We start from the raw sequence: 21,709 nt of genomic DNA on the forward strand, positions 1-21,709 counted from the left end.
TCGCTTTCAATGCGTGCAACAATTACCCGGTGAAACTTATCTCGCAAAACGAGCCGCTTTTATCGCGGCGCGCTTCAACGTACTGACCGCGCCACCGGTGCCTGACTGGCCGGGCCCGCACGCGCCCTACCCGTTCCCGGACAGCATTCCGCATCGCACCGAATGAATGCGCGGGACGCCGCGCGCCGCCTCGCCCGCTCGCTCTCTCAGGCCATCAACGCCCGCACGAAGTCGAGAAACACGCGCACCTTCGCCGAAACGAGATTGGACGCGTGGTGATACGCGTAGAGCGGAAACGTCTCGTCCGCCCACGCCGGCAACAGCAGCACCAGCCGCCCGTCGGCAAGGATGTCGCGCGCATAGAGTTCCAGCAGCTGCGCGATCCCAGCGCCGCCCAGGCACGCGCCGAGCAGCATCCCCGTATCGTTGACCATCAGCCGGCCGGCCGCATCGAACGGCACCACCTCCTCGCCGCGATGGAATTCCCATTCGAACGGCCGCCCCGTCACCGGATCGCGGATCAGCACGCAACGATGCCCATCCGCGAGATCCCGCGGGTGCCGCGGCTCGCCATGACGCGCGACATAGGCCGCCGACGCGCAGGTGAGCACGCGCGTTTCCAGCAGCAACCGCGCACGGTATGAGGACGGTTCCGGAATGCCGAACCGCACCGCCACGTCGAACCCGTCGGCGACGAGGTCGCCCATCCGGTCGCGCACGCTGATCTCGACGGACAGGTCGGGAAAGCGGTCGAGAAACTCCGCCATCTTCGGCGCCAGCACGTAGTGGCCGAAAGTCGCGTCGACATTGACGCGCAACCGCCCCCTGACACGCGCCTTCGACTGGCCGGCGTCGATCGCCGCCTCCTCGATGCCGGCCAGCAGCGGCGCGACCGCCTCATAGAAGCGCCGCCCTTCGTCGGTCAGCGTGATCGCGCGCGCCGTGCGGTTGAAGATCCGGATGCCGACGCGCTCTTCCAGCCGGGCAACGGCGCGGCTCACCGCCGGCTGCGTCAACCCCATCGCCTCGCCGGCGCGCGCGAAGGTGCCGGCCTCGATCACCGCCGAGAGCACGCCGATGCCGCTCAAAAGTCTGCTGTCGAATGCCATGAGACATACTTTCAGTCATTCTTGATCTGATCATTATTCATTATTTTTATTGAACGAGGGCGCCTACATTAGTCCTGTCGCCGGATCGCACGGCACTCACGAACCAAGGAGCAGGACATGAGCACATCGGAACAGGTCGCCCTCGTCACGGGCTCGTCGCGCGGCATCGGTGCGGAAATCGCCCGTCGTCTCGCCCACGACGGTTTCAGGGTCGTCGTGAACTACGCCGGTGGCGCCGGCCCCGCGCAGGAAGTGGTCGACGCGATCGTCGCCGGTGGCGGCACGGCCGTCGCGGTGCAGGCGGACGTCGCCGATCCGGCGGCCGTGGCCGCCCTGTTCGACGCGGCCGAGCAGGCATTCGGCCGGATCGACGTGGTCGTCAACAGCGCGGGCGTGATGAAGCTCGCCCCCCTTGCCGAGTTCGACGACGCAGCGTTCGACCAGACCGTCGCGATCAACCTGAAGGGGGCGTTCAACGTCAGCCGAGAGGCGGCGAAGCGCGTGCGCGACGGCGGCCGCATCGTCAACCTGACATCGAGCGTGATCGGCATGCGCCTGCCGACCTACGGCGTGTACATCGCGACCAAGGCCGCCGTCGAGGGCATGACGCAGGTGCTCGCACAGGAGATGCGCGGCCGCTGCATCAGCGTGAACGCGGTCGCGCCGGGGCCGGTCGCGACCGAGTTGTTCCTGCACGGCAAGAGCGCCGAACTCGTCGACCGGATGGCGAAGATGAACCCGCTGGAGCGGCTCGGCCAGCCCGCAGACATCGCCAGCGTCGTCGCGTTCCTCGCCGGCCCCGACGGCGCATGGGTCAACGGCCAGATCCTGCGCGCGAACGGCGGCATGTGCTGACCGGCCGCCTGCCGCGCCTGCCTCTTACCGGAGATCGATCATGAACGAAGTCATCCTCGTCACGGGCGCGTCCAGCGGCTTCGGCCTGCTGACCGCCCAGGCACTCGCCCGCGCCGGCCATACCGTGTACGCGTCGATGCGCGAAAGCACCGGCCGCAACGCGCCACGCGTCGCCGCCGTCGCCGCCTACGCGCAGGAGCACGGCGTCGACCTGCGCACCGTCGAGCTCGATGTCGGTGACGACGCGTCCGTCGGTGCCGCCATCGATCGTGTGATCGCGGACACCAGCCGCCTCGACGTCATCGTCCACAATGCCGGCCACATGGTGTTCGGCCCGGCCGAAGCGTTCACGCCCGAGCAGATCGCCCAGCTCTACGACATCAACGTCGTGTCGACCCAGCGCGTCAACCGCGCGGCGCTGCCGCACCTGCGCCGCCAGGGCCGCGGCCTGCTCGTCTGGGTGTCGTCGTCGTCCGCGCGCGGCGGTACGCCGCCGTTCCTCGCCCCCTACTTCGCCGCGAAAGCCGCGATGGATTCGCTCGCGGTGTCCTATGCGGCCGAACTCGCCCGCTGGGGCATCGAGACGTCGATCGTCGTGCCGGGCGCCTTCACCCAGGGCACGAATCACTTCGCCCACGCAGGCAAGCCAGCCGACGCAGCCGTTCAGGCCGCCTACGTCGACGGCCCCTACGCGGGCGTCGCCGAGCAGGCACTGCAGGGCCTCGCCGCGCTCGAACCGACGGACGCCGATGCCGGCACCGTCGCAACCGCGATTGCCGACATCGTCGCCGCGCCAGCCGGCAAGCGCCCGTACCGCGTGTTCGTCGATCCGTCGCAGGATGGCGCGGAGGAAGTGTTCCGCGTCGGCGACCGCGTCCGCCGCGAGATGTTCAGGAGCATCGGCCTCGCCGACCTGCTCGCGGCCCGCGTCGCCGGCTGATCCGCTGCGCGCCGGACACGCCGGCGCGCATCAAGCTTGCTCGCAGAACCCGAGGATCGCGTCGGCGACCGCCGCCGGCGCCTCACGCTGCGGAAAGTGGCCGACGCCGTCCAGCACCTGCCGGGCGTAGCGCCCCGCAAAGCATCGCTCGCGTCCGGCCGAACTGTCCGGATGATTGCAGGTGTCCGCGCCGCCATGCAGCACGAGCGTCGGCACCGCCAGCACCGGCGCGGGATTCAGACGCGCATCGTCGTCGGCATAGGCCGGCGTGCCCGGTGCGAATCCCCAACGATGCCGGTACGAATGCAGGACGACGTCGATCCAGTCGGGCCCGTCGAATGCAGCGGCGGCCGCGTCGAAGTCGCTGTCGAGATACCAGCCCGGCGGCGACCAGGTGTCCCACATCAAGCGGGCAAACGCGCGGCGATCGTCGCGCAACGCCTGCTCGCCGCGCGGCGTCGCCATGAACCAGTGATACCAGTAGTTGCGCGCCTGCTGCAGCGACAGCGGCTGTCCCGGATCGTTGGTGCCGTACCCGACCGACAGCATCACGAGATGCGATGCGGCGGCGTCGCGCAGCCCGCACGCGTTCGCGGCCGCCCGCGCGCCCCAGTCGTGCCCGACCAGCACGGGCCGCTCGATGCCAAGCACATCGACGAAGTCGAGCAGGTCGCGTCCGAGCGCCGCGAGCTGGCCGCTGCGCGGTACGGATGCGTCGCGAAAGCGGGTCGGCGCAAAACCGCGCAGTGCGGGCGCGAGCACGCGATAGCCGCGCGCGGCGAGCGCCGCCGCCACCGCGTCCCAGCCGACCGGGCTGTCCGGCCAGCCATGCAGCAGCACGGCCACGCGCTCGCCGTGCGGGTTCCATTCGAGATAGGCAATGTCGAGCGACGCGGTCGTCGCATGCGCATAGGTCGTCATCGTGTACTCCGTTGGGTCGATCCGAGTGCACGATGGTAGGCAATTCTTTCATCACGATTCGCGGAGTATCATCGTTTATTCTTCGAGTATCACGTTGAATTGATCCATGGAGCCGCTGACTGATCCCGCGTCGACCTCGCTCGACATCACGCTGCTGCGCACCTTCCTCGAAGTCGTCGACAGCCGCGGCTTCGCGCCGGCCGCGGAACGGCTCGCGCTGACGCCGTCCGCCGTCAGCGGCCACATCAAGCGGCTCGAGCAGGCGGCCGGCACGGTGCTGCTCGCGCGCACGACCCGCCGCATCGCGCTCACACCGGCCGGCGACACGCTGTACGCATACGCGCGCAACATCGTCGACATGGAGCGCGAAGTGCGCGCGAGGCTGCGCGGCGCGCCGGCGCACGGGCCGCTGCGAGTCGGCGCGTCCGAAGATTTCGCGGGCGCGTGGCTGCCGCATGTGCTGCGCACGTTTCGCGACCGCCACCCGCGCACGTCGATCGAGCTGAAGGTCGGCATCACCGCATCGTTGCTGCGCGAGCAGACGCTTGGCCGGCTCGACGTCGTGTTCGGCAAGCAGTGCCGGCAGGTCGACACGCCGGGTGAACTGCTTTGGGAAGAACCCCTCGTGTGGGCGTTCGCGTCGGATTGCACGCTCGACGCAGGCGGCGACGTGCCGCTCGCACTGTTTCCGCAGCCGTGCGTCTATCGGGAAGCCGCCGTCGCGGCACTCGCCGCCGCGCTGCGGCCGTTCCGCGTGCTGTTCGAAAGCAGCAGCATGGCCGGCTGCGTGTCGGCCGCGCTCGCGGGCTTCGCGGTCACCGCGCTGGCGCGCAGCCAGCTGCGCGACGGCCTGCGTGAATGCGGGCCGCAGGACGGTCTGCCGGCACTACCGGCTGCGCGCTTCTACGCGTTCGCGGCGAAACCGGATGGCGCCGGCGCGGCATTGATCGACGTGGTGCGGGAAACCGGGCGCAGCCGGCAGTTCGCGGCGCCGCCCGGCTGAAACAGGTGCGACGGCGCGTGACGCTAACCGGCCGCGCCGGTCAGTCGCCCTCCCCGCCCTTCGTCAGCGCGCTCGCCATCAGTTCTCCGAACCACTCGATGAACGCATTGAGCCGCCTCGACCGGTGCCGGCGATGCGGATAGACGGCCGACACATCCATCGGCGCAGCGCGGTGGCCGGGCATCACGTCGACGAGTGCGCCGCTGTCGAGCAGATGCGCGACGTCGAAGCGCGGAATCTGGATCAGCCCCATCCCCGCGATGCAGCTGGCGATATAGGTTTCGGCGTTGTTGACGATCACGCGGCTCGGCAGCGCGAGTGTGTGCCGCTGGCCATCCGCGCAGTATTCCCAGTCGAGCTCGCGCCCGGTCGTCGGCGACGCATAACCGATCGCCCAGTGTCCGTGCGCGAGCGCATCCGGATGCTCGGGCACGCCGCATTCGCGCAGATAGTCGGGGCTCGCGCAGTTGATCAGCGTGAACTGTCCGAGCGGCCGCACGACGAGGCTGCTGTCCGCGAGCCGCCCGACGCGGATCGCGCAGTCGACGCCCTCCTGGACCAGATCGATTGAACGATCCGTCGAGCCGAGCGCCAGTTGCAGCTTCGGGTAGCGGCGAAACAGCGACGGCAGCGCGGGCGCCACCATGCGGCGCGCAATCCGGCTCGGCACGTCGACGTTCAGCCGGCCGATCACGTCGCGGTCGCGGCGGCGGAACAGGCGGTCGAGTTCGTCGGCCTCCGCGAGCAGGCGCCGGCCGCGTTCGAGCAGCAGCGCACCGTCGGCAGTCAGCTGCACCTGGCGCGTCGTGCGATGCAGGAGGCGCGTGCCGAGCCCCGTCTCGAGCTGCTGGACGGCCGCCGACACGGTCGCGCGCGGCACGTCGAGCGCATGCGCGGCCTTGATGAAGCTGCCCATCTCGGCAACCTGCAGGAAGATTCTGACCTGATCCAGCTTGTCCATCGGCGGGGAACGTAAGTTCGGACGATCGTCGCCGCCGGCCGTCGCACGTCGCGGCAAGGTCCGGCGGTACAGAAAAAACGGGCGCGCAGCCGCGAGGCCGCGCACCCGTCCATTGTCCACGCAAACGCGCCATTGCGGTGCGCTGCGCGGCCCGTTGCCGGGTCGGTTACTTGGTCGTATAGCCGCCGTTGATCAGGATCGTCTGACCCGTGATCCACCAGCCGTCGGTGACGAGATGGCGGATGAACGGCACGACGTCCTCGATGTCGGTGAGGCCCGTCTTGCTGAACGGCGACAGCGCGGCCGCCGTCTTGTGATACGCGACCGCATCGGCGCCCTCGGCCGGGTAGAAGAACGGCGTGTCCATCGGGCCCGGCCCGACGGCCGTCACCGAGATCCCGCGCGCCCCGTATTCCTTCGACGCCGCGCGCGTGAAATGCTCGACCGGCGCCTTCGACCCTTCGTACGCCGCATAGAACGGCGTGAATGCGCCGAGCAGCGACGTCACGAGCGTGACGAGCTTGCCGTGATCCTCGAGGTGCCGCCCCGCTTCCTTGATGAAGAAGAACGCCGACTTGCTGTTGACCGCGAACATCTCGTCGTACTCGGCCTCGCTGATCTCGGTGAACGGCTTCTTCAGCACCTTGCCGACCGTGTTGATCGCGATGTCGATCTTGCCGAAGCGCTGCTTCGCGTCGTCGAACAGCTTCTCGACCGCGGCGGCCGTCGTCAGGTCGCCCTGGAACGTGGCGGCTTCCGCGCCGGCCGCGCGCACCGCGGCGGCCGTCTCTTCGGCCTGCGCCTGCGATGCGGCGCTGTTGTAATGAATCGCCACCGCCTTCGCGCCGTGGCTCGCCAGATCCCGCGCGATCAAGCCACCGAGATTCTTTGCGCCGCCTGCGATCAGGACGACCTTGCCTGCGAGCGTATGAGTTGCCACGGTTGACTCCTTTTCTCGTTGAACGAAGCTTGGAGTGTAGGCACGCGCGACGCGCCGGTCAGCCGGCCGCGGCTGGATGGATTATCCAGAAAAGCGATCCAATCGCATCGACACAGTGCAGCCTGCCGCACCGACAACCGCGCCGGAATCCGGGCTCGATTCCGCGCAAGCCGGCCGGCTCAGCGCGCGTACAGCGCCGCGTCGATCTTGCCGAGCAGCCACTGCATGCCGGCCAGATGCTGCTGATCGTGGCTGCACAGGTAGTGGACGAGCCCGCGCACGGTCAGCGAACCGTAGCCGTCGAACTCCCCGGTGCGCGCGAGCTGTTCCGGCGTGAGGCGCGACACGAGGTCCAGCGTCTCGCGCCGTGCTTCGCGGATCGCCGCGAGCACGTCGGACGCATACGCGTCGTTGTAGCGGCGCTCGATCGCGAGCGCGTCGCCATCGATCGACACGAGCAGCGGCCGATCCTCGTCGAGCATCCGCCGCAGCCGCACGTGATAGCCGTCGATCTCGATGTCACGCACGTGGCAGAGCTGCCCGAGCGGCGAAAAGTGCTCGCTCGGGATCCCGGCCCAGTCGTCGGGCGTCCAGCGCGCATAGCCGTCGGGGACGGCCGCGAAATGGGCTTCGAGCAGACGGGGGAAATCGGCGAGTGCATCGAGCGTCGTCGGATTCATGCGGGACTCCCAGTCGGATAGAGGCGGCGGCAGCCCTGGCACGGGCCTGCGGCCGCCGTTGCGTCACTTCACGCTGAAGCCGTACGCGCCCTGCGTGCGGTGTCCGTCGGTCGCGACGGCCACCCATTTCACCGTATAGGTGCCGGTGCCGATCGCCGTGAGCGGCACCGTCATCCGCTTGCGGTTCGACGCGTCGATACGCGCACGGCCGTCCGACACCGTCTTGCCGTCGTCGGCGACGACGACGATCGAGCTGAACGCCGGCTCCAGCGGCTCGGTGAAGTCGATCGTGACGGCGGCCGGTGTGGCATCCACCGTCGCGCCCGCCGCCGGGTCGCTCTTCGCGAGGTGGGCGTGCGCGAACGCGGCCGACGAAACGGTCGCGGCGAGGATGAAGGCAGCAGCCTTGCGGCCGAACGGGTACGAAGCGAAAGGCATGGACTTTCCGTGAAGAATGAACGGGCGCCGCGCCCCGCGCGGCGTACCGGCAGCTTACCAGCGCATGCGCGTTCCTGCCGGTCGCGCGCCGCCGCTTGATAGAATGCGCGCGCTATGGATCTCGAAAGCATTCTCTACACTCAGGGCTTCGGCTCGCGCCGCCAGTGCCGCGGCCTGATCGAAGCGGGCCGCGTCACCGTGGCGGGCGCCAGCGCGACCGATCCCGACGCCGCGTTCGATACCGACGGCCTCGTGTTCTCGGTCGACGATACTGCGTGGCCGTTCCACGCGCACGCGTATCTCGCGCTCAACAAGCCGGCCGGCTACGAGTGTTCGCGCGATCCGCAACACCACGCGAGCGTGTTCAGCCTGCTGCCCGCGCCGCTCATCGCGCGCGGCGTGCAGTGCGTCGGACGCCTCGACCAGGACACGACGGGCCTGCTGCTGCTGTCCGACGACGGCCAGTTCGTGCACGCGTACACGTCGCCGAAGCGCAAGGTGCCGAAGACCTACGTGGCGACCGTGCGCCACCCGCTCGACGACACGCAGTTGAACACGCTGCGCACCGGTGTGCTGCTTCACGGCGAGCCGAAGCCGATCGCGGCGGTCGCAGCCGACGCGCGCGACACGCACGCACTCGCGCTGACCGTCCTCGAAGGCAAGTATCACCAGGTCAAGCGCATGGTCGCGGCGGCGAGCAATCGCGTCGAAGCGCTGCATCGCGAAAGCATCGGCGGTTTCGCGCTGCCGGACGATCTCGCACCGGGTGCGTGGCGCTGGCTCAATGACGCCGACCTTTCAGCATTACGCAATCCGGTCAAAACCCTGTAAGGGAAAATCCGCACGACCGTTCGACGCCCGGCCGCATCTCGGCCGCATGTTCCCCCGCTATACTGAAATCACAAGCTGTAAGAGAACAGCGATGCAGGGGGAGACATCATGAACAGCCATAGTTTCGAACTGTCGTATGTGATGATCGCGTTCGCGGTCGTCGGTGTCATCGTGATCGGCGGGCTGCTGGCCGCGATGCGCATGAAGCACAAATATCATCCGAACCTGATTGGCGCGCTGATCGGCGCGCTGCTGTGCTTCCTGCTGATCGAGGCGTTACCGGCGCTCACCTGACGCGCTGCCCGGCGCAAGCGTTTGAAGGAAATCGTCTACGGTCGGATAGCGCAACGTCACGCACAATTCGGCCTTGAGCCGTGCGTTGGACAGGCGCCGCGACTCGCGCATGAACGACAGCAGCGTCGGTTCGAGCTGACGCTCGGCATCCGCGCGGCTGACGCGTGGCGGCTTCGGCAAGCCGAGCACCTGCGCGACCCGGTCGAAATACTCCCCCATCCGCAGTTCGCTGTCGTCCGACGCATGCACGGCGCGCGCCGGCTTGCCGCGTTCGGCCGCACGGCGCAGGATCGCCGCGAGATCGTCCGCGTGGATGTGGTTCGTGTAGACGTCGTCGGCCGGCTCGAGCGCCGGCGTGCCGCGCTCGAGCCGCGCGACCGGCAGACGGTTCGCCGCGTAGATGCCCGGAATGCGCACGATGCGCGCGGACAGCACGCCGCGCACCGTCGCCGCGCGCAGTTGCCGCTCGGCCGACACGCGCCGGAATGCCCGCGGATTCGCGGGGCGCAGCGGATGCGTTTCGTCGATGCGTGCGCCGCCGCAGTCGCCGTAAACGCCCGTCGTACTGGCGTAGACGAGCCTCGGCGCACGAAGACCGTCGGGTACAATACGCGCTGCCCGAACGGGCGCACCGGCCTGTCGGGCAGCGGTGCGCAGCGTTCGGAGCCGGCCGACCGCCGATGCCGACGGCACCGGTGGCCGTCGCGCAGGCACGGTCGTTGCGGCGATCAGCGCACGTGTGCGCCGATCGTCGCGGCCGTCGGACTGCGGCGGCGCGAGATGCAGGATCGTGCGGGCCAGACCCGCGAGGCGGCCGAGCGTCGCGCGGCGATCGAGGTCGCCGACGATCGGCGTCGCGCCCGCAGCGCGCAGTTCGTCGCGGCGGGCCGGGTGGCTCGTCAGCGCGAAGATCCGCAGGTTGCGGTGCGTGTCGCGCCATTGCGCGACGCAGCGCATGCCGACGTCGCCGCAGCCGACGATCAGTGCGCGCGGCCGGCGCAGGATTCGAGTCGCGATCATGTTGGTTGCGAAATCAGTAGCCACCGTTGCGCGACGCGCAACGGGCTTGCATTGTAGCTGCCGTGCGCGATATGCACGGTCCCCACATTTTGTTCTAGTTTGGTTCTATGGCATTCAACGTCACTCTCAAGCAAAGCGGCCGGCAATTCCAGGTCGAGTCGGATGAAACCGTGCTGGCGGCTGCGCTGCGCCAGAACGTCCATCTGCCGTACGGCTGCAAGAACGGCGCGTGCGGCTCCTGCAAGGGCCAGATCGTGTCGGGCCAGATCGAACAGGGCCCGCACGCCGCGTCGGCACTGTCCAACGACGAGCGCACGCGCGGTCTCGCGCTGCTGTGCTGCTCGAAGGCGCAGTGCGATCTCGAGATCGACGTGCGCGAAATCGCCGGCGTCGACGGCGTGCAGGTCAAGAAGCTGCCGTGCCGGATCGCCGCGCTCGAACGCAAGGCCGACGACGTGATGGTCGTGAAGCTGCAGTTGCCCGCCAACGAACGCCTGCAGTATCTCGCCGGCCAGTACGTCGAGTTCATCCTGAAGGACGGCTCGCGCCGCAGCTACTCGATGGCGAACGCACCGCACGAGGAAGGCCCGATCGAGCTGCACATCCGTCACATGCCGGGCGGCAAGTTCACCGACCACGTGTTCGGCGCAATGAAGGAGCGCGACATCCTGCGCTTCGAAGGCCCGCTCGGCACGTTCTTCCTGCGTGAAGATTCCGACAAGCCGATCGTGCTGCTCGCATCGGGCACGGGCTTCGCGCCGATCAAGGCGATCATCGAGCACGTGAAGCACACGGGCATCACGCGCCCGATGACGCTCTACTGGGGCGCGCGCCGCAAGAAGGACATCTATCTCGACGAGCTGGCCGAGCAGTGGGCACGCGAAATCCCGAACTTCAAGTACGTGCCGGTGCTCTCCGAGCCGGACGCCGGCGATCAGTGGACGGGCCGCACGGGCTTCGTCCATCGCGCGGTGATCGAGGACCTGCCCGATCTGTCGGCCCACCAGGTGTACGCGTGCGGCGCGCCGGTGATGGTCGAATCCGCGCAGCGCGACTTCACGCAGCACCACGCGCTGCCGGCCGACGAGTTCTATGCGGACTCGTTCACGAGCGCCGCCGATCTCGCGCATCCGGTCTAAGACCCGCGCACCCGCTTACGGCACTGCGCGCCGCGATGTCACATCCGTGGCATCGCGGCGGTTTACAGTGAGGCGCGGGATGCCTTATGCTTGCGCACATGAACTGCTTCCTGTCCGCCCTTCGACGTCGCCGCTCGCCGCTCCGCCCGGATGCCGCAGGCTCGTCACGGACTCGCGCGTAACCCCCGCACTGCTTCACCGGTTACGCACAAGCTGTTCGACCCACCAGCCACGGCCTTCCGTGGCTTTTTTATTGCCTGTTTCCCTTTCAACGTCCGCTGGAGTCTGCTGCCATGCCCCTGAACGATTATCCGATCGACTCGCTGATGTACATCACGAACCGCCCCGACATCGTGTTTACGCACGGCAAGGGTTCGTGGCTCTACGATCACACCGGCAAGCGCTATCTGGACTTCATCCAGGGCTGGGCCGTCAACAGCCTCGGCCACTGCAACGACGGCATCGTCGAAGCACTCAAGACGCAGGCGGAAAAGCTGCTGAACCCGTCGCCCGCGTTCTACAACGAACCGATGGCGAAGCTCGCGGGCCTGCTCACGCAGCACAGCGTGTTCGACAAGGTGTTCTTCACGAACAGCGGCGCGGAAGCGAACGAAGGCGCGATCAAGCTCGCACGCAAGTGGGGCCGCAAGTTCAAGAACGGCGCGTACGAGATCATCACGTTCGACCACAGCTTCCACGGCCGCACGCTCGCGACGATGTCGGCCAGCGGCAAGCCGGGCTGGGACACGATCTACGCGCCGCAGGTGCCGGGCTTCCCGAAGGCCGAACTGAACGACATCAACTCGGTCGAGAAGCTGATCACCGACAAGACCGTCGCGGTGATGCTCGAGCCGATCCAGGGCGAAGGCGGCGTGATTCCGGCGACGCGTGAATTCATGCAGGCGCTGCGCGCACTGACGAAGCAGCACAACCTGCTGCTGATCGTCGACGAAGTGCAAAGCGGCTGCGGCCGTGCAGGCACGCTGTTCGCGTACGAACTGTCCGGCATCGAGCCGGATGTCATGACGCTCGCGAAAGGCATCGGCGGCGGCGCTCCGCTCGGCGCGCTGCTGTCGAAGGCCGAGTTTGCGGTGTTCGAGGCCGGCGACCAGGGCGGCACGTACAACGGCAACCCGCTGATGACGGCGGTCGGCTACTCGGTGATCTCGCAGCTCGTCGCGCCGGGCTTCCTCGAAGGCGTGCGTGAGCGCAGCGAATACCTGAAGCGCAAGCTGCTCGAGCTGTCGGAAGAGCGCGGCTTCGAAGGCGAACGCGGCGAAGGCCTGCTGCGCGCGCTGCTGCTCGGCAAGGACATCGGCCCGCAGATCGTCGAGAAGGCGCGCGACATGCAGCCCGACGGCCTGCTGTTGAACGCCGCGCGGCCGAACCTGCTGCGCTTCATGCCCGCACTGAACGTGACGACCGACGAAATCGACCAGATGATGGCGATGCTGCGGTCGATTCTCGACACGCTCTAAGGAGACCGCCGCGATGGATGCCGCCGCCGATGCTGTCGCAATCCGCCCGTTCGAACGCGCCGACACCGATGCCGTGCTCGCGGTATGGCGCGACGCGTTCCCGCAGTACGAAGACGCGGACGCGCCGCCGCACCGCGATCCGCTGCGATCGATCGCGCTGAAGCTCGCGACGCAGCCGGAACTGTTCTTCGTCGCGACCTGCGGCGCGCGCGTGGTCGGCACGCTGATGGCAGGTTTCGACGGACATCGCGGCTGGCTCTACTCGTTCGGCGTATCGAACGACGCGCGGCGGCTCGGCATCGGCCGCGCACTGATCGCGCATGCGGAACGCGCGCTCGCCGCGCGCGGCTGCCTGAAGATCAACCTGCAGGTGCTGCCCGGCAACGACGACGCGTGCCGCTTCTATGCGGCACTCGGCTATCGCGTCGAGGAACGCATCTCGTTCGGCAAGACGCTGCCGGCCGCATGAAGCCAAGGCCGGCAGCCGGCCCGCTCAGCGCGTGATCGGCCCCGCGCCCGGCAGCGGATTGCCGAGCGCGTCGGTCGGCACGGCCTGCTGCTCGAACGCGGCGAAATACGCGGCCCACTGCGTGTCGCTCACGCGCACGATCAGCGCACCGTCCTGCCAGATGTCGTTGTGGTCGTTGTGGTCGTCGCCCGCACGGTGCAGGTAGTTCGAGCCGGTCGAACCCTGGTTCATGTGCGTGTCGTGAATACCGTTGCCTTCCGAATACGAGCGGCCGAACACGACGACGTCGAGCCCCTGCGACTGCGCTGCGTTCACGAGCCGCAGCAGCGACGGAATCGGCTCCTGATTCTCGGTACCGTCCATCACGGCGCTCGGGCGCCACGCCCCCGTTTCGTTCAGGATGTCGCTGCGCATGTAGTCGAGCGCGGGCAACGCGGCCTGCCCCGTCAGGTCCGTATAGCCTTCGGCCGCGGCTGCGAGCGTCTGCGTGATCGGGTGGTGGAAATCGTAGACGAGCTTGTAGTTCAGCAGGTCGTCCGCGTCGCTGGTGCCGACGTTGATCGCGACGTCCCAGTTGCCGCCCGGCAACGCGAGCGTCAGGTGGATGTGATACTGGATCTCGCTGCCGTGCGGAGAGCCCTTCAGCTTCGCCACCGATGTCACCTTCGCCTTTACGAAACCGTAGTCCAGACTCATGCGTGCTCTCCGTGTCCCGATGGGCCGTCGATGCTACCCGGCCCGTGTGTCGGTTTGCGGGCGACCGGCTGCCGGCGGCCACCCCATCGTTCCCGCGCCGCGGGTGCGGCGCAACAGTCGAATGGAGTCGCGTCCGCCCGCACAAGTTCGACCCGAATCGCGTGACACGAAAAAAAAGGCTGTCACGGCATTCCGTGACAGCCTTTCGAAAGCCCGTGTGAGACGCGCCCGGCATCTGCCGTCACGCGCCACCGGGCCCGCTCATTCACTCACTCATTCACCCAGGTACGCGGCACGCACCTTCGGATCGTCGAGCATCTGCTTCGCGTCGCCTTCCATCGTGACCGTGCCCGAATCCATCACATAGCCGCGGTCGGCTGCCTGCAGCGCGAGGCGTGCGTTCTGCTCGACCAGCAGCACCGTGATGCCCTCCTTCGAGATTTCGCGCACCACTTCGAAGATCTTCTCGACCATGATCGGCGACAGGCCCATCGACGGCTCGTCGAGCAGCAGCAGCTTCGGCTTCGACAGGATCGCGCGCGACATCGCCAGCATCTGCTGCTCGCCGCCCGACAGCGTGCCCGCGAGCTGCGTTGCACGCTCCTTCAGGCGCGGGAAGAAGCCGAACATCCGGTCGACGTCCTTCTTGATCTGCTCGGTGTCGTTGCGCAGGTATGCGCCCATCTGCATGTTCTCGACGATCGACATCCGCGCGAAGATCCCGCGGCCTTCCGGCACCATCGCGAGGCCGCGCTTGAGCAACTCGTGCGTCGGAATGCCCTTGATCGACTTGCCGTCGTACTCGATGTCGCCCGCCGAATACGCCTTGAGACCCGTGATCGCCTTCATCGTCGTGGTCTTGCCGGCACCGTTCGCGCCGATCAGCGTCACGAGCTCGCCCTGACGGACTTCCATGTCAACGCCCTTGACGGCCTGGATGCCGCCGTAGTTGACCTGCAAGCCCTTGATTTTCAACATTGCCGCTGCCATCAGTGCACCCCTGCGCCGAGATATGCCTCAATCACCTTCGGATTCTTCTGCACGTCCTGCGGCAGACCCTCGGCGATCACCTTGCCGTAATCGAGCACCGTCATCCGGTTGCACAGCCCCATCACGAGCTTCACGTCGTGCTCGATCAGGAGAATCGTGCGGCCGTCCGAGCGGATCTTGTCGAGCAGGCGCGTGAGTTCGACCTTCTCGGTCGCGTTCATCCCGGCCGCCGGCTCGTCGAGCGCGAGCAGCTTCGGGTCGGTGGCCAGTGCGCGCGCGATCTCGAGACGGCGCTGGTGGCCGTACGACAGGTTGCGCGACGTGTAGTCGGCGTACTGCAGCACGCCGACGTATTCGAGCAGCTCGATCGCGCGTTCCTTGATCTCGCGCTCTTCCTGGCGTTCGGCCGGCGTCTGGAACACCGCGCCCAGCAGCCCGTGCTTGGTGCGCACGTGGCGGCCCACCATCACGTTCTCGAGGGCCGTCATCCCGCCGAACAGGCGGATGTTCTGGAACGTACGTGCGATGCCCGTCTTCGCGACCTGATGCACCGCGGTCGGCTTGTATTCCGTGCCGTCGAGCTTGAACTCGCCGGAGTCCGGCGTGTAAAGGCCCGTGATCACGTTGAAGAACGTCGTCTTGCCGGCGCCGTTCGGGCCGATCAGCCCGTAGATCTCGCCTTCCTTGATCTGGAGGCCGACGTCGGACAGTGCCTGCAGGCCACCGAAGCGCTTGTTCACGCCTTTGACGGACAGTCGGATTTGTTTGTCGCTCATGTGTGTATCCCCAGTGTCCGTAGGTTAAGCGCGCACCGGCTTCTTGCTGGCGCGCTTCGCCAGTTTCGCGATTTTGTCCTCATGCTTCGGCGCGGGCCACAGGCCTTCCGAGCGATACAGCATGATGACCACCATCGCGAGGCCGTACAGCGCCTGGCGGATCACTTCCGTATCGACGATGTCATGACCGAACAGCGCGTGCTGCAGCGGGCTCATCGTCGAGCGCAGGAATTCCGGGAAGATCGCGAGCAGCACCGCGCCCAGGATCACGCCCGGGATGTGGCCCATGCCGCCGAGCACCACGCAGGCGAGCACGACGATCGATTCCCAGAACGTGAACGATTCCGGCGACACGAAGCCTTGGAACGAACCGAACATCGCACCCGACAGGCCGCCGAACGACGCGCCCATCGCGAATGCGAGCAGCTTCACGTTGCGGGTGTTGATGCCCATCGCCTTCGCCGCGATTTCGTCTTCGCGGATCGCCGCCCATGCACGGCCGATACGCGAGTGCTGCAGGCGCGTACACACCCAGATCACCAGCAGCGAGCACAGCACGAACAGGTAGTAGTACATGTAGACCGACGGCAGCTGGATCCCGAACAGCGAGTGCGTCTGCGCGAGGCTGAAGTCGCCGACGTGCACCGGGTCGATCCCCGTGATCCCCTTCGGGCCGTTGGTGATGTTCACCGGACGGTCGAGGTTGTTCATGAAGATCCGGACGATTTCACCGAAGCCGAGCGTCACGATCGCCAGGTAGTCGCCGCGCAGGCGCAGCGTCGGCGCGCCGAGCAGGATCCCGAAGGTCGCCGCGAGCGCCATCGCGATCGGCACGATGATGAAGAACGGAATGTGCAATCCGTTCGGTGCCAGCGCCGCGATCCACTCGAACTGCGAGGTCAGGTGCGGCGAGCTCAACAAGGCCGCGGTGTACGCGCCCACCGCGTAGAACGCGATATAGCCCAGGTCGAGCAGGCCGGCAAAGCCGACCACCACGTTCAGACCCAGCGCGAGCATCACGTACAGCATCGCGAAGTCGAGCACGCGGACCCAGTAGTTGCCGCCGGCCGAGCCGATGATGATCGGCGCGGCGATCACGAAGACCGCGGTCAGGATGCCGATGATGACGGTCTTGGCGGTGTTGCGCTCTTCGACGAGCGACGTCGAGGATTCGATCGGTTGAATGGATGTCATGTTGTTTGCTCCCTTCCGTTACGCGCGATCCGCGACACGTTCGCCCAGCAGGCCGGACGGACGGAACACCAGTACGATGATCAGCACGATGAAGGCGAACACGTCCTGGTAGTTACTGCCGAATACGCCACCCGTGAGGTTGCCGATGTAACCGGCCCCGAGCTGCTCGATCAGGCCGAGCAGCACGCCGCCGACCATCGCGCCGCCGAGGTTGCCGATCCCGCCCAGCACCGCGGCCGTGAATGCCTTCATGCCGGGGATGAAGCCCATGTAGAAGTGCACGTTGCCGTACTCGGACGCGATCATCACGCCGGCCAGCGCGGCGAGCGCGGAGCCGATCATGAACGTCGCGGAGATCACGAAGTTCGGGTTCACGCCCATCAGGCTCGCGGTGTTCGGGCTTTCGGCGATCGCGCGCATCGCGCGGCCGAGCTTGGTCTTGTGCACGAGCAGCAGCAGGCCACCCATCACGATGAACGCCACCGCGATGATCACGATTTCAGTGACCGAGATCACGGCGCCGGGCGTCGTGTCAGTCGCCTTGATCACGTTGATCGGATCGGTCGGCAGCAATTGCGGGAACGGCAGCGGGTTGCGCGACCAGATGATCATCGCGGCGGTCTGCAGCAGGATCGACACGCCGATCGCGGTGATCAGCGGGGCGAGGCGCGGTGCGCGACGCAGCGGCCGGTATGCGACCCGTTCGATCGTGAAGCCGACGAACGCACAGACGACTGCGGCGATACCCAGGCCGATCGTCAGCGTCGCAACGTTGCCGAGTCCGGGGAAGTGGTTCTGCAGCACGGTGATGGCCGACAGGGCGACCATCGCGCCGATCATCAGCACGTCGCCATGCGCGAAGTTGATGATGCCGAGAATGCCGTACACCATCGTGTAGCCCAACGCGATGATGGCGTAGACACTGCCGAGCACCAGCCCGTTGAGAACCTGCTGGACGAAAATATCCATTTAAAGCTCCTTGGCCCGTGCTGCCGGAGGACGTTGCGCCCCGCGGGTAAGCGAGGAATCGCGCCTTCTCGGCGACACTGCGGGTACTAGTCGATACCGGTAAGGGTGGATCGTCCCGGCGCGCGCCGCCCGGCCTGTACGGCCGGACCTGCCGCCGGAGCGGATACAAAAACGGCACCGCACTGTTCCGGTGCCGTCATGAGTCCCGTCGCTAAATCGTCACGACATCGAGGACGGTGTTCGTGGCCTCCTTGAAGTCGTAGGGCAGCATGCCGAGACGGCCATCGTCCGGTTGCCCGGCATCCGTGCCTTTTTCCGTCCGGTGCGAGGCAAGCCCCGCACCCGGGCAGATCGGATTCCGTGCCGCGCCGCCTCGCAAGGCACCGCGAACGCCGTGCCCGACATTCGTCAGGACTGCGTCGGAATCCATCGTACGAACCAGACCGCGCGTCGCGACATCATTGCTCGCGGCAACGCGCTGTTTCGTCGAATCGAATTGAAAGGGGACCGGCGACATCGGCACGCTGCCCGCATTGCCGGGCACCATGGCCGGCCTGCGTCGATCGGCGCGCACGGTCGCTGTCACGCCACGACCGGCGGCTTGCGGTGTTGCAACCTGCGTGCCCGCTGCCTGGCCGTTCGCCAGGCCAAGCGCGTTGATTTCCTCGATCGCCAAACGTGCCCCGTTTTCCTTGTCCTTGCCCAATTGCGCGCTGCGGCACGCGAACGATGCCGCACGACCGGTTCCGGCGACGCGCACGCCGCAGGCCGGCGGTGCCGCGAACACCGCAGCCTCCCTGCCCGCCCCGTCGTCGCTCTTTTTGCTGCAGCCGGCAAGCATTGCAACCGGTGCGGCGACGGACACGGCGTAAGCCAACTTCACGTGCATTGAATGGTCTCCCGCGCCTTGCCAAAACCCGATTTCAAAGCCATTCAGGCCTGAAAACGGGCGCATTGTAACTCCATTTATAGGACGCCAATAATCCTGATTCGATGGGGTTTTCCTGCATTGCAACCAAATTTGAGAGACGCTTGGAAGCGCGAAGAGCAACCTAGTTGCACCATTAGTCCGAATAATGGTTGCGATTGGAATTTCGACAGGCAAAAAAAAGCGCGCCGGGAGGCGCGCTTCGGTGTTCCGCAGATGCGATGCGGCAATCAGGCGGCGGGCGGCAGGTTCAACCCGCGCGGCAGCGGAAACGACACGTTTTCCTCAATGCCGTCGAGCGCGCGAACGTTGCGCACGCCGAGTTCGCGCAGCCGCGCGATCACGGCCTGGGCGAGCACTTCGGGCGCCGACGCGCCGGCCGTCACGCCGATGCGGCGCTTGCCTGCGACCCATGCCGGATCGATCTGGTCGGGCGCATCGACCATGTATGCATCCACACCGCGCTTCTCGGCCACTTCGCGCAGACGGCTCGAATTCGAACTGTTCGGGCTGCCGACGACGATCACGACATCGCACTGCGGCGCCATGAACTTCACCGCATCCTGGCGGTTCTGCGTCGCGTAGCAGATGTCCTGCTTCTTCGGCTCGCGGATCTTCGGATACTTGGCCTTCAGCGCCCCGATGATCTCGGCTGCGTCGTCGACCGACAGCGTCGTCTGCGTGACGAGCGCGATGCGCTCGGGATCGGCGAGTTCGAGCTTCTGCACGTCCTCGACGCTCTCGACGAGATGCATGCCGCGCTCGACCTGCCCCATCGTGCCCTCGACTTCCGGATGCCCCTTGTGCCCGATCATGACGATGTCGACGCCGTCCTGGCGCATCTTCGCCACCTCGACGTGCACCTTCGTGACGAGCGGGCAGGTTGCGTCGTAAATGCGCAACCCGCGCACGTCCGCCTCGTCGCGCACGGCCTTCGATACACCGTGCGCGCTGAAGATCACGGTATTGCCGGCCGGCACTTCCTCGAGTTCCTCGACGAAGATCGCGCCTTTCTTCTTCAGATCCTCGACCACGTATTTGTTGTGGACGATCTCGTGACGAACGTAGATCGGCGCACCGTGCATCGCGATGGCGCGTTCGACGATCTCGATCGCGCGATCGACACCCGCGCAGAAACCGCGCGGCTGGGCCAGCAGGATTTCGGCATCGGCTGCGACGGTCTGCCCGGACAGCGTATCGGTGGTGCTCATGATTACAGGATTCCGATGATTTTCACTTCGAACGTGAGCGCTTGGCCCGCGAGCGGATGATTGAAGTCGAACAGTGCCGAGGTCTCGCTGACTTCCTTCAGCACCCCCGCATAGCGGCCGCCGTCCGGCGCGTTGAACTCGATCAGTTCGCCCGGCGTGAAATCGTCGCCGACCATCCCGTTCTCGCGCAGCGTCGACAGCGTGACGCGCTGGAGCATGTCGGGATTGCGGGGACCGAACCCCTGTTCGGGCGTTAGCTGAAAAGTCGAGTGGTCGCCGACCCTGAGCCCGATCAGAATCTGTTCAAGCGACGGCGCCAGTTGCCCCGCGCCGAGCAGCAGCGTGGCCGGCTTGTCGGTGAAGGTGTTGACGATGTCGGCGCCGTCGGCCAGTGCCAGCCGGTAATGCAACGTGACGTGGGAACCGGGCTTCACTTCGGATAGATCGATGAGGCTCATGAATTACTCGTTCAGTCGGCGCCCGCTACGGCCGAAAGGCCCGGCGCAAAGCCAATATTGTAAGTCACCTGAGCGCGCAAGGCGGAAAGTGCGACGACGTCGCGCACACTGCCCGCCGCCAATGGAGTTTCAAGCATGCTGTCACCCTGCCCAGCCCTGCCTTTGCCCCTGCCGCCCGTCGAATGCCGCGACACCGCCGATCTGCCCGCCGCGCCACCCGGCCGCGCGCTGCCGATCCGCCGGCGCAAGCGCCGCCCGGGCAACTGGCGGCCCGAGCGGCCGCGCGAGCGACTGCTGGAGCGCGGGCCGGCCGCGCTGACCAACGACGAACTGATCGCACTGCTGCTCGGCACGGGCAAGCCCGGGCACGATGTATTCGCGACCGCCCGCGCACTGATCGCGCAGTTCAAGACGTTGCGCGGGCTGCTCGAGGCAACCGCCGACGATTTCGAGGCGCACCCCGGCATCGGCCCTGCGCGCTCCGCCCGGCTGGTTGCGGTCATCGAGATCGCGCGGCGCGTGCTGAAGGAGAAAGCGCACGAGAAGAAGCAGATCGATTCGCCCGGCGCGGTCGAGGATTATCTGCGGCTGAAGATCGGCGCGCGTCCGCACGAAGTGTTCGCCGCGGTCTTCCTCGACGCGCGCCACGGTCTGATCGAAACGGAGGAAATCACGCGCGGCTCGCTGACGCGCATGGCCGTCTACCCGCGCGAAATCGTGCGCCGCGCGATGGTGCACAACGCCGCGGCGCTGATCGTCGCGCACAACCATCCGTCGGGCGCGGTGCAGCCGAGCGCGGAAGATCGCCGCCTGACACGCGTGCTGCACGACGCGCTCGCGCTCGTCGACGTGAAGCTGCTCGATCACGTCGTCATCGGCACCAGCGATACTTTTTCGTTCGCAAGGGCCGGTTGGCTGTAGACTGTGCGGTTGCGGCCCGCCCAACGGCGCCGCAACGGCGATGCGAAATTAGGTTTGATTTTTCTGAACTTTTTCTGCTAGAATCGCCGTCTGTCTTTTTTCCAACCAGTTCTAGCCATCGAAGGGCCTTGTCTGTAAGGGCTTCGGCGTTCTGAGTGCAGCCATGGATCACGTGGCGGTGCGATGGAACCTTCATCGGCGATCGAACCCCGAATTTAGCGTATTAGGAGTGCTCTCATGGCACGCGTATGCCAAGTAACTGGGAAAGCGCCGATGAGCGGCAACAACGTTTCCCACGCCAACAACAAGACCAAGCGTCGTTTCCTGCCGAACCTGCAAAACCGCCGGTTCTGGGTAGAGAGCGAAAACCGCTGGGTGCGCCTGCGCGTCTCGAACGCCGGCCTGCGCCTGATCGACAAGAACGGCATCGATTCCGTGCTCGCTGACCTGCGCGCACGCGGCGAAGCCTAAGCCCAAGGAGCACAATC

Annotated in this window: 25 protein-coding genes; 10 read left to right on the forward strand and 15 right to left on the reverse strand. The window is 66.7% G+C overall.

The window, feature by feature from the left end; genetic code table 11:
* Window positions 1-206 precede the first annotated feature (206 nt).
* Window positions 207-1,109 carry a LysR family transcriptional regulator gene (locus tag BDO18943_RS27820; RefSeq protein WP_043189899.1) on the reverse strand — a complete coding sequence of 301 codons (903 nt, stop codon included), beginning with the start codon at window positions 1,107-1,109 and terminating at the stop codon, window positions 207-209.
* Window positions 1,110-1,226: 117 nt separating this feature from the next.
* Between BDO18943_RS27820 and BDO18943_RS27825 the strand changes: the two genes are divergently transcribed.
* Together BDO18943_RS27825 and BDO18943_RS27830 are read left to right on the forward strand one after the other, a co-directional pair.
* On the forward strand, window positions 1,227-1,964 hold the full coding sequence (locus BDO18943_RS27825; RefSeq protein ID WP_175024817.1) for an SDR family oxidoreductase: 738 nt from the start codon (window positions 1,227-1,229) through the stop codon (window positions 1,962-1,964).
* Window positions 1,965-2,004: 40 nt separating this feature from the next.
* Entirely contained in the window at window positions 2,005-2,904 is a 900-nt protein-coding gene (locus BDO18943_RS27830) for an SDR family oxidoreductase (protein ID WP_175024818.1), read from the forward strand.
* A 30-nt stretch (window positions 2,905-2,934) separates the two neighbouring features.
* Here the strand turns inward: BDO18943_RS27830 and BDO18943_RS27835 are convergent, their stop codons facing one another.
* On the reverse strand, window positions 2,935-3,825 hold the full coding sequence (locus BDO18943_RS27835) for an alpha/beta fold hydrolase (RefSeq protein WP_175024819.1): 891 nt from the start codon (window positions 3,823-3,825) through the stop codon (window positions 2,935-2,937).
* 106 nt (window positions 3,826-3,931) lie between these two features.
* Here BDO18943_RS27835 and BDO18943_RS27840 point away from each other — a divergent pair, with 106 nt between their 5' ends.
* Window positions 3,932-4,828 carry a LysR family transcriptional regulator gene (locus BDO18943_RS27840; RefSeq protein WP_175024820.1) on the forward strand — a complete coding sequence of 299 codons (897 nt, stop codon included), beginning with the start codon at window positions 3,932-3,934 and terminating at the stop codon, window positions 4,826-4,828.
* A 40-nt stretch (window positions 4,829-4,868) separates the two neighbouring features.
* Here BDO18943_RS27840 and BDO18943_RS27845 read toward each other — a convergent pair whose 3' ends face one another.
* The 4 genes from BDO18943_RS27845 to copC all read right to left on the reverse strand — a co-directional run bounded on the left by BDO18943_RS27845 (window position 4,869) and on the right by copC (window position 7,847).
* A complete protein-coding gene (locus BDO18943_RS27845; protein ID WP_175024821.1) occupies window positions 4,869-5,789 on the reverse strand; it encodes a LysR family transcriptional regulator in 921 nt (306 codons plus the stop codon).
* 166 nt (window positions 5,790-5,955) lie between these two features.
* Window positions 5,956-6,729, reverse strand: coding sequence for an SDR family oxidoreductase (locus tag BDO18943_RS27850; protein WP_175024822.1), 774 nt, complete (start codon window positions 6,727-6,729; stop codon window positions 5,956-5,958).
* 179 nt (window positions 6,730-6,908) lie between these two features.
* The gene (locus BDO18943_RS27855) at window positions 6,909-7,409 is read right to left on the reverse strand and encodes a DinB family protein (protein WP_175024823.1); all 501 of its coding nucleotides are present in this window, start codon (window positions 7,407-7,409) and stop codon (window positions 6,909-6,911) included.
* Between the two features lie 63 nt (window positions 7,410-7,472).
* The gene (gene copC / locus BDO18943_RS27860; RefSeq protein WP_175024824.1) at window positions 7,473-7,847 is read right to left on the reverse strand and encodes a copper homeostasis periplasmic binding protein CopC; all 375 of its coding nucleotides are present in this window, start codon (window positions 7,845-7,847) and stop codon (window positions 7,473-7,475) included.
* A gap of 114 nt (window positions 7,848-7,961) precedes the next feature.
* Between copC and BDO18943_RS27865 the strand changes: the two genes are divergently transcribed.
* A complete protein-coding gene (locus BDO18943_RS27865; RefSeq protein ID WP_175024825.1) occupies window positions 7,962-8,678 on the forward strand; it encodes a pseudouridine synthase in 717 nt (238 codons plus the stop codon).
* A gap of 108 nt (window positions 8,679-8,786) precedes the next feature.
* Window positions 8,787-8,972 (forward strand): hypothetical protein, encoded by a 186-nt coding sequence (locus BDO18943_RS27870; protein WP_175024826.1) that lies wholly within the window; start codon window positions 8,787-8,789, stop codon window positions 8,970-8,972.
* Here BDO18943_RS27870 and BDO18943_RS27875 read toward each other — a convergent pair.
* Window positions 8,955-9,992 (reverse strand): NAD-dependent epimerase/dehydratase family protein, encoded by a 1,038-nt coding sequence (locus tag BDO18943_RS27875; protein WP_175024827.1) that lies wholly within the window; start codon window positions 9,990-9,992, stop codon window positions 8,955-8,957. The two genes, BDO18943_RS27870 and BDO18943_RS27875, sit on opposite strands and share 18 nt — an antisense overlap.
* Window positions 9,993-10,099: 107 nt before the next feature.
* On the opposite strand from BDO18943_RS27875, the gene BDO18943_RS27880 reads away from it, so the two are divergent.
* The 3 genes from BDO18943_RS27880 (at window position 10,100) to BDO18943_RS27890 (ending at window position 13,078) form a co-directional block, all read left to right on the forward strand.
* Window positions 10,100-11,131, forward strand: a complete 1,032-nt coding sequence (locus tag BDO18943_RS27880) for a CDP-6-deoxy-delta-3,4-glucoseen reductase (protein ID WP_043189932.1) — start codon at window positions 10,100-10,102, stop codon at window positions 11,129-11,131.
* Between the two features lie 293 nt (window positions 11,132-11,424).
* Window positions 11,425-12,609, forward strand: coding sequence for an acetylornithine transaminase (locus BDO18943_RS27885; protein ID WP_043189935.1), 1,185 nt, complete (start codon window positions 11,425-11,427; stop codon window positions 12,607-12,609).
* Between the two features lie 13 nt (window positions 12,610-12,622).
* Window positions 12,623-13,078, forward strand: a complete 456-nt coding sequence (locus BDO18943_RS27890; protein WP_043189939.1) for a GNAT family acetyltransferase — start codon at window positions 12,623-12,625, stop codon at window positions 13,076-13,078.
* A gap of 24 nt (window positions 13,079-13,102) precedes the next feature.
* Here BDO18943_RS27890 and BDO18943_RS27895 read toward each other — a convergent pair whose 3' ends face one another.
* The 8 genes from BDO18943_RS27895 to BDO18943_RS27930 form a co-directional block, all read right to left on the reverse strand.
* Window positions 13,103-13,774 (reverse strand): DUF2278 family protein, encoded by a 672-nt coding sequence (locus BDO18943_RS27895; RefSeq protein WP_175024828.1) that lies wholly within the window; start codon window positions 13,772-13,774, stop codon window positions 13,103-13,105.
* Between the two features lie 273 nt (window positions 13,775-14,047).
* Complete coding sequence (locus BDO18943_RS27900) at window positions 14,048-14,764, reverse strand: ABC transporter ATP-binding protein (protein ID WP_043189946.1); 717 nt, start codon at window positions 14,762-14,764, stop codon at window positions 14,048-14,050.
* On the reverse strand, window positions 14,764-15,540 hold the full coding sequence (locus tag BDO18943_RS27905; protein WP_043187587.1) for an ABC transporter ATP-binding protein: 777 nt from the start codon (window positions 15,538-15,540) through the stop codon (window positions 14,764-14,766). The genes BDO18943_RS27900 and BDO18943_RS27905 overlap by 1 nt, the downstream gene beginning before the upstream one ends.
* A gap of 24 nt (window positions 15,541-15,564) precedes the next feature.
* Complete coding sequence (locus tag BDO18943_RS27910) at window positions 15,565-16,734, reverse strand: ABC transporter permease subunit (RefSeq protein ID WP_175024829.1); 1,170 nt, start codon at window positions 16,732-16,734, stop codon at window positions 15,565-15,567.
* A gap of 18 nt (window positions 16,735-16,752) precedes the next feature.
* Entirely contained in the window at window positions 16,753-17,703 is a 951-nt protein-coding gene (locus BDO18943_RS27915) for a branched-chain amino acid ABC transporter permease (RefSeq protein ID WP_006488946.1), read from the reverse strand.
* A gap of 211 nt (window positions 17,704-17,914) precedes the next feature.
* Window positions 17,915-18,592: an amino acid-binding protein gene (locus tag BDO18943_RS27920; protein WP_235996208.1), complete on the reverse strand. Its 678-nt coding sequence runs from the start codon at window positions 18,590-18,592 to the stop codon at window positions 17,915-17,917.
* 269 nt (window positions 18,593-18,861) lie between these two features.
* The gene (ispH, locus tag BDO18943_RS27925) at window positions 18,862-19,842 is read right to left on the reverse strand and encodes a 4-hydroxy-3-methylbut-2-enyl diphosphate reductase (RefSeq protein ID WP_011352949.1); all 981 of its coding nucleotides are present in this window, start codon (window positions 19,840-19,842) and stop codon (window positions 18,862-18,864) included.
* Window positions 19,843-19,844: 2 nt separating this feature from the next.
* Window positions 19,845-20,300, reverse strand: a complete 456-nt coding sequence (locus tag BDO18943_RS27930) for an FKBP-type peptidyl-prolyl cis-trans isomerase (protein WP_027786673.1) — start codon at window positions 20,298-20,300, stop codon at window positions 19,845-19,847.
* 135 nt (window positions 20,301-20,435) lie between these two features.
* On the opposite strand from BDO18943_RS27930, the gene radC reads away from it, so the two are divergent.
* Both radC and rpmB read left to right on the forward strand, forming a co-directional pair.
* The gene (gene radC, locus BDO18943_RS27935) at window positions 20,436-21,221 is read left to right on the forward strand and encodes a RadC family protein (RefSeq protein ID WP_175024831.1); all 786 of its coding nucleotides are present in this window, start codon (window positions 20,436-20,438) and stop codon (window positions 21,219-21,221) included.
* A 237-nt stretch (window positions 21,222-21,458) separates the two neighbouring features.
* Window positions 21,459-21,692 (forward strand): 50S ribosomal protein L28, encoded by a 234-nt coding sequence (gene rpmB / locus BDO18943_RS27940; RefSeq protein WP_004186391.1) that lies wholly within the window; start codon window positions 21,459-21,461, stop codon window positions 21,690-21,692.
* The last annotated feature ends 17 nt before the right edge of the window (window positions 21,693-21,709 follow it).

The organism is Burkholderia aenigmatica (assembly GCF_902499175.1).
Taxonomy (GTDB): domain Bacteria; phylum Pseudomonadota; class Gammaproteobacteria; order Burkholderiales; family Burkholderiaceae; genus Burkholderia; species Burkholderia aenigmatica.